The organism is Flavobacterium saliperosum (genome assembly GCF_900100625.1).
GTDB lineage: Bacteria > Bacteroidota > Bacteroidia > Flavobacteriales > Flavobacteriaceae > Flavobacterium > Flavobacterium saliperosum.
Window position 1 is genome coordinate 512,993 of record NZ_FMTY01000002.1, and the last position, 13,889, is coordinate 526,881.

The window sequence follows — 13,889 nt, forward strand, 5'->3', positions numbered from 1 at the left end:
CATGTTATTTTGAACTATAATATACATTATGTAAAATAGAAAATTACTTTTCTTGTATATAATGGTGAAATTCTCCTAACTTTGCGTAAATAAAATATCCCTCCCTATGATCTATATATTGCTGAGCATCTGTTGCAGTGTTACGGTTGCCGTATTGCTGAAAACAGCGCGCCGATTCGGAATCAACATTCAGCAAAGCATTAATTGGAATTATTTATCAGCTTTGCTACTGTGCTTTTTTTCTTTTTCGCCAAACGTCAGCCTGCTTACTGTTTCTTCACCATGGAAATTATACATTCCGTTAAGTGTTTTATTGCCAACCGTTTTCGTTCTTCTGGCCATTTCCATACGTTACATCGGAATTGTAAAAACAGATATTGCCCAACGTTTATCGCTGTTTATCCCCATTTTAGCTTCTTATTTTATTTTTAATGAAACCATGAGTTCGTTAAAATTAATCGGACTTTCAGTAGGATTCTTAGCCATCTTCCTTACGCTGAATAAAAAATCTGAATCCACAAGTGAAAAAAACCGCTGGATTTTTCCGTTAATTGTTTTGCTTGGTTTCGGAGTCATTGACGTTTTATTCAAACAAATCGCCATAAACAAAGACATTCCATTTACAACCTCACTGTTTATCATATTTTGCGGCGCTTTCATTATTTCTTCCATTATCAGTCTGTATTCCATTCTTATGAAGAAAACACCATTAGAATTGAAAAGTTTTTACTTCGGAATCGTGCTCGGTATTTTCAACTTCGGAAACATCCTGTTTTATTTAAAAGCGCATAAAGCTTTGGCAGACAATCCATCCACAGTTTTTGCAGCCATGAATTTCGGAGTGATTGTTGTTGGAAGTTTAATCGGAATTGCTGTTTTCAAAGAAAAAATATCCCGGTTAAATTACTTCGGAATTGCCTTAGCGCTGAGTGCTGTTGTTATCATTACCTTGTCACAAGTGTATGCTTCTTAAAGTTTACACTTCCCTCCTTTTGAAGTTTGCAGAATTTTAGTACTTTTAAACCATTATTATCCGTTATACTATAACTTGCAGCTTTAAGTTATATGCTTGACTATGAGTTATTAAACATTATAATTTGATATGAGAAACCCCATTGCAGAACGAATAGCCGATTTTTTAAAGCATTATCCGCCGTTTACCAGTTTGACATATGTAGAATTGGTAACGATTTCCGAGCAGATTAAAGTGATTTACCTTGAGAAAAATCAGGTTTTATTTAAAATCGGAGATCCTACCCACGACTCTTTTTATGTAGTGGCTTCCGGTGCTATTGGTCTTTCGGTTATTTCGGATGCCGAAGAAACCCTTATAGACAAATGTGATGAAGGCGATATTCTTGGTTTACGACCGTTTTTTGCCAAAAACAATTACTTAATGACGGCCAAATCTCGTGAAGATTCTATCATTTACGCGATTCCCATTCAGGTTTTCAAGCCCTATGTTACCGGAAACAGCAATGTACTGAGTTTCCTTTTGGAGAGCTTTGCTTCCAATACCCGAAACCCGTACGACAAAGACAATCGCGGAAAATTAATCTCTGAAAACGTCCTGTATAACGAACAAAGTGCTACGGATATTCAGTATTTTCAACCCATAAAGTATACCAAAAAACCCATTACGGCAAGCTCGAACGATATTGTAAAATACATCGCACAAACCATGTCGAGCCGACAAATCGGAAGTGTAATCATTCAGGAAAACCAAATGCCAATCGGAATTGTAACCGATAACGATTTGCGTTCCAAAATTGCAACCGGTCTTTATCCTATTGACGTAACCGTTGATAAAATCATGACAGTTCCTGTAGTTACGGTACCCGAAGACATTTCCATTGCCGAAGCACAAATGATGATGCTGAAACACAACGTAGGCTACTTATGCGTTACCCGTGACGGAACTGAAAAAGGCGCCATTTCGGGAATAATTTCTGAACACGATGTGGTTGCTGCTCAGGCGAATAATCCGGGAGTACTATTAAAACAGATAAAACGAGCCGATCGTTCCAAAGAATTAAAAGTGGTTCGCGACAAGCTGACCGATTTGATTCAGAATTCGATTGATAAAAACATTCCGATTTCCCATATAACGAACGTTGCTTCGGAAGTTACCATTGCCATTACCAAGCGTGCCATCGAATTGGCTATTGAAAAAGTGGGTACGCCACCGGTAAAATTTGCCTGGTTTAATTTGGGAAGTCAGGGACGAAAAGAACAATTATTGCTAACCGATGTGAATAATTCATTGGTCTTTGAAGATGTTCCCGCAGAACAATACGCTGAAGTAAAAACATACTTCCTAAGCTTGGCGGAACGCGTTCTGGAGACCTTTGAAAAAATCGGCTACGAAAAAAGCGCACAAGGACTAAATGCCAATAATGATTTATGGTGTAAGTCATTGACAGATTGGATAAAACAATACAACACCTGGATTAATACTCCAGGTGAAAAAGGGGTTCGAGCCAGCTCCATTTTCTTTGATTACGACTTCATTTACGGCGATCCGGTTCTAGAGAAAACACTTACGGAAGAGATTTATGCCAAAACGGCCAACAATCAGTTGTTCTATGCTTTTTTAGGTACCGATGCCATAAAAAAACCGGCACCTCTAGGCTTCTTTAGACAGTTTTTAGTGGAGCAGGACGAAGAACACAAAGACACGTTCGATATTAAAAACAGAGCGATTGCGCCTTTAGTGGATGCGGCACGTGTTTTTGCCATCAGTAAAGGAATCAAGAACATTACCAATACGTATCAACGTTTTAAAAAGTTGGCCGATTTGGAACCTCAAAATGCCGATTTGTACTTAGAATGCGCCGAAGCGTTTCATACATTGCATTGGTTCAGAACCGAAGAAGGCTTAAAAACGGATTCCAACGGAAGTTATCTCAATATTGAAGAACTTACCAAAGTGGATAAGGTAAAACTTAAAAACTGTTTTCAACCGATAAATGAGATTCAGGATTTGATTAAGAACCGATTTCAATTAACTTATTTCACGTAATTTATGTTAGACTGGTTAACAGGTAAAGGCGATCCCACATTCTGGAAAACCTATTTGGAACATTTTGATAAAGAAGATGCCAATGCGCCTACTCGCTATGTGATTTTTGATGTGGAAAGAACGGGCTTAAACTGGAAAGAAGATGTGATTCTGTCTATCGGATGTATTGGGGTTGTTAATGATCAGATAGAAATCAATGATTTTTTTGAAGTATTTATCAAACAGGAAAACAGAACGCAACAAAATGAAGCCGTAGAAAAACTTTTCAAAGCTGATTCCTCTGAAGCTGTTTCCGAATCGGAAGCAATGATGCGTTTTCTGGAACATATCAAAAACGCCACACTCATCGGACATAATACCAATCTAGACATTGAAATGATGAATCAGGCATTGAAGCGAATGAACCTCGGCAAAATTAAAAACAACGTGCTGGATATCAATGTAATGTATCAGCGTTTTAAAAATCTTCCTGAAGACCAACACCATACGTTGGATGAATTGTGCGATCTTTTTAAAGTCAAAAAAAGCCATCGTCACACTGCTTCGAACGATGCTTACATAACGGCATTGGTTTTTTTAAAACTGAAAAGGAAACTTAAAATGCAATAAAAAAAAGCCCTGATTTTCAGGGCTTTTTTGTTTTTTAGATTTTATTGTCTTTAATCTCATCCACAATTTCAGGATTCAGTAATGTTGAGGTATCTCCGAAATTCGAGAAATCTCCTTCGGCAATCTTACGCAGAATACGGCGCATGATTTTTCCGGAACGTGTTTTCGGTAAACCGCTCACAAACTGAATCTTATCCAGCTTCGCAATCGGTCCGATATGACTCGAAACGTGTTCGTTTATCTCTCTCGTTAAATTATCACGATCTCGGTATTCACCCGTTTCTTTCAGAATAATGAAGCCGTAAAGCGCATTTCCTTTGATATCGTGAGGGAAACCAACAATCGCTGATTCCGCTACTGCCGGATGTTCGTTAATTGCATCTTCAATTGGCGCGGTTCCTAAATTATGTCCGGATACAATCACCACATCGTCTACTCTTCCCGTAATTCGGTAATAGCCAACTTCATCACGCAAAGCGCCGTCACCAGTGAAGTATTTGCCCGGGAAAGCCGAGAAATACGTTTCTTTATAACGTTCGTGATCACCCCAAATGGTTCGCGCCATTGACGGCCACGGGAATTTAATGCACAAACTTCCAACTACCTGATTGCCTTCGATTTCGTTACGTTTTTCATCCATTAAAACCGGTTGGATTCCCGGTAATGGTAATGTGGCATACGTTGGTTTTGTTGGCGTTACGAAAGGAACCGGTGAAATCATGATACTTCCTGTTTCGGTTTGCCACCAGGTATCTACAATCGGGCATTTTTTCTTCCCAACGTGATCATTATACCAGTGCCAAGCCTCTTCGTTAATAGGCTCCCCTACCGATCCGATAACTTTTAACGAAGACAAATCGTATTTATCTACCCATTCGTCACTTTCTTTTGCCAAAGAACGAATTGCCGTTGGCGCTGTGTAAAACTGAGATACTTTATGTTTGTCAATCACTTCCCAGAAACGTCCGAAATCAGGATATGACGGAACACCTTCGAAAATTACGGTGGTAGCACCGTTTAACAAGGGTCCGTATAAAATATAAGAATGTCCTGTAATCCAGCCGATATCAGCCGTACACCAGAAAACATCATTTTCTTCATAGTTGAATATGTTTCTAAACGAGTAAGCTGTCTGAACCATATAACCGGCTGTTGTATGTAACATTCCTTTCGGTTTTCCGGTTGAACCCGAAGTATACAGAATGAACAACGGATCTTCCGCATCCATGATTTCCGCAACATTATTTGGAATCGCCGCATCTAAAAGGGGCTGTAACCACTGATCGCGACCTTCTTTCATATTCACGGTGGTATTTGTTCTGTTGGCTACCAGAACTTTTTCCACGGAAGGGCATTTTTCCAAAGCTTCATCGATAATTCCTTTTAAATCAATTGATTTGTTTCCTCTGAAACCACCATCCGAAGTGATAACCATTTTACATTCGCAGTCGTTAATACGGGAAGTCACCGCCGAAGCCGAAAATCCTGCAAAAACCACGGAATGTATGGCTCCAATTCGGGCACATGCTAAAACAGCAACTGCCAATTCCGGAATCATTGGTAAATAAATACAAACGCGATCTCCTTTCTTAACCCCTTGTTCTCTAAGGACATTCGCCATTTTCGCTACACGGTCATACAATTCGTTATACGAAATATGAAGCGCTCCTTCATTAGGGTTATTAGGTTCGAAAATAATAGCCGTTTTATCGCCACGTTTCGCTAAATGTCTGTCGATACAGTTTTTAGTGATGTTCACTTTGGCATTTACAAACCATTTTACATCAGCCTCTCCCATGTTGAAATCAACCACCTTATCCCAACCCTGGTACCAGATGAAATTTTCCTCGGCGATTTTACCCCAGAATTTTCTCGGTTCCCGAATGGATTTCTTATAATGCTTGAAATACTCTTCCAGGTTTTTAATTTTATAGTAACTCATATTCTTGTTTGTTTTGTTTATTTTTATTTGAAGGCTCCAATTTTATAATCGTTCAAAACGGTGGTGAATTCGTCCACAATAGCTTCGTCATCGATGGTAGACGGAATCTGATACGAATCACCGTCAACAATGCTTCGCATCAGTTTTCTGAGGATTTTTCCCGAACGGGTTTTCGGCAAACGCTGCATCACAATAACACTTCGCAATGAAGCCACTGCTCCAATTTTCTCTCTGACCAAATGTACAATTTCGTGTTCCAATTGGAAACTTTCCATATCATCACCTGATTTAATCACCACCAAAGCCAATGGAATCTGCCCTTTTAACGCATCGTTAATTCCAATCACCGCACATTCGGCTACCGAAGAATGCGATGCCACGATTTCTTCCATTTCTGCAGTGGACAAGCGGTGTCCGGCTACGTTGATTACATCATCCACTCGTCCGGTAATGAAAACATATCCGTCGTTATCGATAAAACCACCGTCACCTGAGAAATAATATCCCGGAAATTTAGTCAGATATCCTGATTTGAAGCGTTCACTATCATTCCAGATATCCAGCATGGTTCCTGGCGGCAAAGGTAATTTAATAACTACATATCCTTCTTCGTTCGGACCTAATTCTTCTCCGTTTTCCCAAAAAATCCTGATGTCGTAACCCGAAACCGGTTTTCCTGAAGAGCCTGGTTTTATTGGTAAATACTCCACTCCCATCATGTTGGCAATCATTGGCCATCCGGATTCTGTTTGCCACCAATGGTCAATTACGGGAATCGGAATATGTTCGCGGTACCATTCCAAAGTAGCCACATCACAACGTTCTCCTGCCAGAAACTGTGTTCGTAAAGCACTTAAATCGTATTGCTTGATGAATTCACCATTCGGATCTTCTTTTTTAATCGCTCTGATAGCTGTGGGAGCCGTAAACATTACGCTTACTTTATGTTCCGAAATGATTCTCCAAAAGGTTGAAGCATCCGGTGTTCTCACAGGTTTTCCTTCAAATATGATGGAGGTATTCCGGTTGAATAGCGGTCCGTAAATCGTATAACTGTGTCCGACAGCCCAACCGATATCGGAAGCAGCCCAAAAAACTTCATCTTCTTTTACACCATAAATGTATTGCATTGAAAATTTAAGTGCGGTGGCATGACCTCCTGTATCTCTGACGATTCCTTTTGGTTTTCCGGTGGTTCCCGAAGTGTACAAAATATACAACGGATGTGTGGAATTCACCGAAACACAATCAGCTTCTTCCGAGCCATAGACCAAAGCATCGTAATCAATATCATATTTTTTAAACGGAACCCTCGCCCCTAACTTTCTGTTGAAAATCACAACGTTATCCGGTTTGTGTTCGGCTAAAGCTATGGCTTCATCCACCAAAGGTTTGTAGGCAATTAAGCGGTCAATTTCAATTCCTGAAGAGGCGGTTAGAATCGCTTTTGGTTTGGAATCGTCAATTCGGATAGCCAATTCGTGAGGTGCAAATCCTCCGAAAACCACCGAATGCGTTACCCCGATTCGTGCGCACGCCAACATGGCAAACGCTGCCTGAGGAATCATCGGCATGTAAATTACCGCCGTATCTCCTTTGGTTAAACCTAATGAAAGTAAGCCTCCAGCCAATTTTGCCACTTCGGTTTTCACTTCGGTAAACGTAAATTTCTTAACCGTTTGGGTTACGGGAGAATCATAAATAAAGGCAATTTTATCGCCGTGACCTTCATTAATATGCTTATCCAGAGCTAAATAACAAGCGTTCAGTTCGCCGTCTTTAAACCACAACGGGTAATCGTTTGCGTCTTTGGACAATATGGTATTCGGTTTTAAGAACCAATCCAAAGTATCGGATTTTTTTTTCCAGAAACCTTCCGGATTTTCAATACTTTCTTTATAAAAATCGTTATAATTCATTGTTGTGTTTGCTGTTTTTAATTTGACAGTAATTCATTAACCTGTTCCACCAGTTTCTTAACGGAAAACGGTTTCAACATATAGGCATCTGCACCTAAAGAAAGGCCTTTTTCAATGTCGCTTTCCTTATTTTTTGCGGATAAAAAGACGACTTTACAATGTTGCAAGCGTTCGTCTTTCTTGATTTGATCCAATGTTGCATAACCGTCCACCAATGGCATCATAATATCCAGAATGATGATATCCGGTAATTGTACTTTCAGAATATCCAAAGCCTCCTGACCGTCACGAGCGATGAACACTTCAAAATTATTTTTCTTGAAAGTGTATTCCAGAGACATTACAATATTGGGTTCATCGTCGACTATTAAAATTTTCTTACTCATGTGTTGTGGTGTTGTATTTTGGTAAAGTGAATACTAAAACCGCTCCTTCTTTTGAATTCTCGGCCCATATTTTTCCTTTGTGATGTTCTATAATTTGTTTGCAGATGGCCAACCCCAATCCGCTGCCAATTGGCTTCTTGATATTTTGATTCTTAGACTGATAGAACTTATCGAAAATCATTTCCAGATCTTTATCACCAATACCTTTTCCGTTATCGCTGATTTTAGTAACAATCTCATTTTCATTCTCTTCTATCGAAATTTCAATTTTTCCGTATTTCTCCGGACAAAATTTAATCGCGTTGGACACTAAATTGGTGACTACCTGCGTGATTCTGTCGTAATCAAAATACGTAATTATTTCACGATTTTTATCGAATGTAACTTCAATATTTTTATTTTTTATCAACTGTTGCAGCGGCTCGATGGCTTTGTTTATGGTTTGAATCAGATTGTTTTTCGACAAGGTGATTTTCTGTCTTCCGGTTTCGAATTTTTCCAGATCCAGAATCTTGTCAATCAAGCGGTTCAATCGATCCGATTCGGAGATGATATTCTGCAAAAACTGTTTTTTCAATTCTTCAGGAACGTCATCATCATCGTGTAAAATCTCACTCGCCGCTTTAATAGCTGTAATTGGCGTTCGAAGTTCGTGGGTAACCGTATCCAAAAACTCGTCTTTCTGCTTGTCTTTTTCCATCAATTGCTCATTGGCCTGTTGCAGTTTGCCTGTCATTGCTTTAAGTTCTTTGGAAGTCTCCGTCAGCTTTTTATTGATGATGATATTCTCTTTGGATTCCTCCAGGATATTCAGCACTTCTTTTAGCGAAATTTTGTCTTCTTTCACCACATTGGAAATCAGAATTCTCGCCGAAGCCGTACCGATATGTCCGGTTAACAGGTTTTCGGCAAACTTGATTAAACGTGCATCTGCCAATTCCTTCTTATCTAAATTGTATTTTAAATGGAACAAATTCAGCGCTCTTTTCGTTCGTTCTTCACCCAAAAAGCGCACTAATACCTTTTGAATATCTGAGGTATAAGCCGTTCCTTTCCAGACAAATGCGTTTTCGTGCATCGTAATGTATTTGTCTATGTCCACAAACATTTCGGCGTAATTGCGTTCGCGGTAATTTCCTTTGAAACTTACTGAAATTCCGAAATACGCCATCACATTGAAAAACAGGCTCCAAAACAAAGCATGCGCGATAGGCGACAAATAATCCAATCCGAACAATTCGAAAGGTTTCAGAAGTGAAATTCCGAACAATCCGTCTGATATAAAAGTACTTTCGTAATTGGAAATCCCTATCGTATAAGGAATTAACAATGTGTACAAACAAATCAGAAATCCGATAATGATTCCCGTTACAGCGCCATTGAGCGAGCCTCTTCGCCACAACAAAGCACCAAAAAACGCCGGTGCCAATTGCGCAATCACCACAAAAGAGACCAGTCCGATGGAAAACAGATTGTAATCGACAACATAAAACCGGTAAATGATATAAGACAGAATAATCAAGGAAAAGATTCCAATCTTACGAATGTTTACGATTTTTTTGTTGTTCTTATCCTGTTCCTCACTTTGCAAACTGCCCAGAAAACCATACGGAATCAGTAAATTGTTACTCAGCATTGTCGATAATCCGATGGAGGACACTATAATCATGGAAATTGCCGCTGAAAATCCGCCCAGAAAAACCAAAACCGTAATAAACTCATTTCCAACATGCTGCGGAATTAATAGCGAATAATTATCGGCGTTTACGTTTTGTCCGTCAAACAGAATATTTCCGCCCCAGGCAATCGGATAAACGAAAAGATTAAACAACAACAAGTACAATGGAAACAACCAAATGGACGTTTTAATATGATTTTCCCTGTTGTTTTCGATTACCGCCATCTGAAACTGACGCGGCAACAGAAATATGGCAAACAAGGAAAGAATACACAGAAAAAACCAATTTATCGCTTCCGGAATGCCTCCAATCGTATTTTTTTGCTGGAAACCTTCCAAAACACTCGCTTTCGAATAAATATCGTCAAAACCATCAAAAACAAAGAACGTAACATAAATTCCCACTAAAAGGAAAAAGAACAATTTCAAGACCGATTCCATCGCAACAGCAGTAACGATTCCTCTTCGTTTTTCGGAAGCATCCACATAACGGGTTCCGTAATACGAAGCGAAAAGCGCTAAAGCTATGGCCACATACGTCGTTGTGTCATTAAAAATATTGGAACTGAACGCGGTTCTGGTTACGATGTGAAACGTTTCCGAAATCGCTTTCATCTGCAATGCGATGTAAGGTAAAATTCCGAAAACACAAACTAACGTAACCACAGCACCCAAAAAACGGCTGTTTCCGTAGCGGAGTGATATGAAATCGGCAATACTGGAAATCTTATTCACTCTTGAAATCCGGATAATCTTCTTCAGAATAATAATCCATGCCGGAATGATAATAATGGGTCCCAGATATACCGTTAAATAACTCAGTCCCGATTTTGCCGCTACCCCAATACTACCGTAATACGTCCAGGCGGTACAATACACCGCTAGCGAAAAAGTATAGACATACGGATTGTTTGTCCATTTGGTATTACTCTTCTTTTCGGCCCAATGTGCTATTAAAAAAAGCATGCCCAAATAGAGTCCTAATATTATCAACAGTCCGAGGCTACTCATGGTATCGGTTTACGATGTATAAGGAAATCAAAATCGAAAAAACACAAACCGAAAACAAATAAAAATAGATGACCGGAATACCTGCCAATGACCCAGCAGAGTCAAATAACAAGACTATCGGCAGGTTAAAGCAAATGAGCAATAACAAGGCTAAAATTATCAATTTTTGTTCGTGACGTCTTTTCATATTTCTTAAAAACCTTAAAACCCTTACTAAGTTAAGAGTTTTAAGGCGGAATCCTTTAAAGTTTAATCTTCATATTCATTGGTGATGGCGTACCATCCGAAAATGGTTAAACCGGTTACAATCATTGGTAAGAGAATGAAAAACACAATGATACCGAAAACCAGATCATCCTGTTTGCCGGAAGTTAATTTTCCTCCGAAAATCCCAATGGCATAATACGCTACCACAATTGCCAAAGCAATCCATACAATCCCTAAATATTTCTTTAATGCGTTCATAATCGTTATGTATTAGTCGTGAAGAGTATTAATTTTTCTGTCGATATAAATCATTCCAATGATAAAACAAACGGCTGCAATGCCAATCGGATACCATAAACCTTCCAGATAGAACTCTACATCACCGGCTTCTTTTGCATTGGTTACAAAATAGGTTGAAATTGCCGGGAGCAGTCCTCCAAAGATACCATTTCCTACGTGATACGGTAACGACATTGAGGTATATCTGATCTTCACCGGGAACATTTCCACAAGGAATGCCGCAATCGGACCGTAAACCATAGTTACAAAAATTACTTGTAAAAATACCATTAAAATTAAGAACCATTTGTCACTGTTGTTTATGGTTTTAGTCACTTTCGTTTCCACCCTTTCTTTTCCGGCATCATCTAACAGTACTTTTCCGTTTTCGAAGTGAATGGTTTTGATTTCTTCCACTAAAGTACCGTCGGTGTAGGCTTTTGTAGTTGTGTAAATCGAGTCCAGTTTTGTTGTGTTCACCTCTTTTAAAGAAGGAACCGTTTTTGTCTGAGCTACAATTTCTGTTTTTTGAGTCAGATCCGTTGAATTATACATAGCTCTGTAAATCGGACGGTATAACAGAATCGCAAACAACATACCTGCCATCATAATCGATTTTCTTCCTATTTTATCACTCAGCCAGCCAAAGACCACAAAGAACGGTGTTCCGATAATTAATGCGATACCTAAAAGTGTGTCCACCTGCGAAGAATCAATGCTCTGCACCGTCTTTAAAAAGTTCATGGCATAAAACTGACCGGTATACCAAACCACTCCCTGCCCCATCGTAGCACCAAACAACGCCAACAGGACAAATTTTAAATTGTACTTGTTTCCGAAACTTTCTTTTAACGGATTCGTACTGGTTTTTCCTTCGGATTTCGCTTTGGCAAATACCGGAGATTCATCCATGTTTTTACGAATCAGGTACGAAACAAATACCATTAAAATGGACACCCAAAACGGTACTCTCCAGCCCCACTCGTCGAATGCTTCTTTCGATAACAGGTTTTTAGTGATAAGGATTACCATCAGTGAGATAAACAACCCCACAGTTGCCGTGGTTTGAATCCAGGAAGTCCAATACCCTTTTTCTCCTTTTGGTGCATGTTCCGCCACATAAGTCGCTGCACCACCATATTCTCCTCCGAGCGCTAAACCTTGTAATAAACGAAGTACCAATACCAAAACCGGCGCCATAAAGCCAATCGTTTCGTAACTTGGGATACAACCGATAACAAAGGTCGCTCCTCCCATTAACATTAAAGTTACCATAAAGGTATATTTTCTTCCGATGATATCACCCAAACGACCGAAGAATAATGCGCCAAACGGACGAACCACAAATCCTGCCGCAAAGGTTGCTAATGTTGACAAAAAGGCCGCTGTGGGATTATCAGAAGGAAAAAATTTAGTGGATAACACTACGGCTAAACTTCCGAAAATATAGAAGTCATACCACTCAATCATTGTTCCCATGGAGGAGGCTGAAATAACTTTCCAGATTCCTTTTGTTGATTTGTTACTCATAATTCATTAGGGGTTAATTAGTTGGTTTATTTGTTTGCTTTTTATAGATAAATCATGGCTTGAAGCGTTACTGTTCCCACTGCATCACTCTTTGCGTATTTTAAATTACTGTACTCCAAAGACAATTTCGAATGGTGTGCGCTGAAAAACAAGTTCGCTCCGATTCCAATCTGACTCGCGTTATCGTTTAGTGATTCAATTTGTCGGTCATTATACGATACATAAGGTTGCAATCTCGTTTTGGATTTCATCGGAATCAGATAGCCTACATGACCATAGATCATGGAACCGGTTTCATACGTTGTTCCTAGCGTGTAATGCTTCCCGTAATCATTGTTTTGATACAATCCGTAAGCGGTAATGGCACCACCGTTTTTCCCTATCGGTGCATCATAAAAAGCGTCCAATCCGAATATTTTCACGTCTTCGCCTTTTAAATTCCCTGCCAAATCGGCCACAACCGAACCTTTCGGATGAACATAAAAACCTGCTCCCACAGTAAATACTTTTTTGCTTCCCAAATAACTTCCCACTTTGTAAGGTAAAAAATTACTTTCACTTTCAAGAAAATTATATTCAAAATATCCGGCATAGGTTTTTCCGGCTTCTTTGGAACCTAATAATCGCTTACCGGCATACACCGCATCGCCACCGTTAACCGGAACAGATGTTGCCTGTAAATTGTTTGTTAAAGCGTCATTAATGGAAACGCGGTAGTGTAGTTTGCTGAAAGCTCCTTTGGCAAAAACACCCATACTTCTGCCAAACTGATCCGACAAGCCTAAAGTGGCCCAACTCTGACGTTGATTGTCCAGCGACAGCATGTTTAAAGTACTGCTGTTGTTCAGACGGGAAATTCCGTTGAAGTAATGCAATCCGCCACCCAAAGCATGATTTTTATTCAGATTGTATTGCACATAAGCATCGTGTAAAAACAGCTGGGCATTATCTTTTGTACCTGTAGGGCTCATATTGTCTGCCGTAAGACTGTTTAACCCAAAATGGGTAACAATCAAAAAATTGGAATTCAATTGTGCGTAAACCAACATCCTGGCTCTTCTGACAGAGAATGTTAAATCTTCCTGCTCATTAGCATTGGCATCTAAAGGTTTATCCGAATTATGCTGTGCCCAAAACTGTGCCCAGGTAATTAATCGGAAATACTTTGAACCGTCTTCGTTGATGTTCACTTTCAAGCCTCCACCGTATTCCTGAGAGCCTTGTGCCATTCCGCAAACGGAAATAAAAAGTGCGGCAGCGGTTAGAATAATTCGTTTCATGTTTTCGGAAATTTGGGGTTTTTCGT

Annotated in this window: 10 protein-coding genes; 3 read left to right on the plus strand and 7 right to left on the minus strand. The window is 39.5% G+C overall.

All coding sequences use genetic code 11. From position 1 onward, the window contains the following. The first annotated feature begins 106 nt into the window (after positions 1–106). The 3 genes from BLQ05_RS05780 to BLQ05_RS05790 all read left to right on the plus strand — a co-directional run bounded on the left by BLQ05_RS05780 (position 107) and on the right by BLQ05_RS05790 (position 3,631). On the plus strand, positions 107–973 hold the full coding sequence (locus tag BLQ05_RS05780) for an EamA family transporter (RefSeq protein WP_023576762.1): 867 nt from the start codon (positions 107–109) through the stop codon (positions 971–973). A 129-nt stretch (positions 974–1,102) separates the two neighbouring features. Beyond that, on the plus strand, positions 1,103–3,022 hold the full coding sequence (locus tag BLQ05_RS05785; protein WP_023576763.1) for a DUF294 nucleotidyltransferase-like domain-containing protein: 1,920 nt from the start codon (positions 1,103–1,105) through the stop codon (positions 3,020–3,022). Between the two features lie 3 nt (positions 3,023–3,025). Further along, on the plus strand, positions 3,026–3,631 hold the full coding sequence (locus tag BLQ05_RS05790) for a 3'-5' exonuclease (RefSeq protein ID WP_023576764.1): 606 nt from the start codon (positions 3,026–3,028) through the stop codon (positions 3,629–3,631). A 34-nt stretch (positions 3,632–3,665) separates the two neighbouring features. Here BLQ05_RS05790 and acs read toward each other — a convergent pair whose 3' ends face one another. The 7 genes from acs to BLQ05_RS05830 all read right to left on the minus strand — a co-directional run bounded on the left by acs (position 3,666) and on the right by BLQ05_RS05830 (position 13,863). Then, a complete protein-coding gene (gene acs, locus BLQ05_RS05795) occupies positions 3,666–5,594 on the minus strand; it encodes an acetate--CoA ligase (protein WP_262486489.1) in 1,929 nt (642 codons plus the stop codon). 2 nt (positions 5,595–5,596) lie between these two features. Continuing rightward, positions 5,597–7,492, minus strand: a complete 1,896-nt coding sequence (locus BLQ05_RS05800) for an AMP-binding protein (RefSeq protein WP_023576766.1) — start codon at positions 7,490–7,492, stop codon at positions 5,597–5,599. Between the two features lie 17 nt (positions 7,493–7,509). Next, positions 7,510–7,878 (minus strand): response regulator transcription factor, encoded by a 369-nt coding sequence (locus tag BLQ05_RS05805; RefSeq protein WP_035654601.1) that lies wholly within the window; start codon positions 7,876–7,878, stop codon positions 7,510–7,512. After that, entirely contained in the window at positions 7,871–10,567 is a 2,697-nt protein-coding gene (locus BLQ05_RS05810; protein WP_035654602.1) for an ATP-binding protein, read from the minus strand. The genes BLQ05_RS05805 and BLQ05_RS05810 overlap by 8 nt, the downstream gene beginning before the upstream one ends. A 249-nt stretch (positions 10,568–10,816) precedes the next feature. Then, positions 10,817–11,032 (minus strand): DUF6814 family protein, encoded by a 216-nt coding sequence (locus BLQ05_RS05820; protein WP_023576770.1) that lies wholly within the window; start codon positions 11,030–11,032, stop codon positions 10,817–10,819. A gap of 12 nt (positions 11,033–11,044) precedes the next feature. Further along, positions 11,045–12,583, minus strand: a complete 1,539-nt coding sequence (locus tag BLQ05_RS05825; RefSeq protein WP_023576771.1) for an MFS transporter — start codon at positions 12,581–12,583, stop codon at positions 11,045–11,047. Positions 12,584–12,624: 41 nt separating this feature from the next. Continuing rightward, the gene (locus tag BLQ05_RS05830) at positions 12,625–13,863 is read right to left on the minus strand and encodes a porin family protein (protein WP_023576772.1); all 1,239 of its coding nucleotides are present in this window, start codon (positions 13,861–13,863) and stop codon (positions 12,625–12,627) included. Positions 13,864–13,889: the final 26 nt, after the last annotated feature.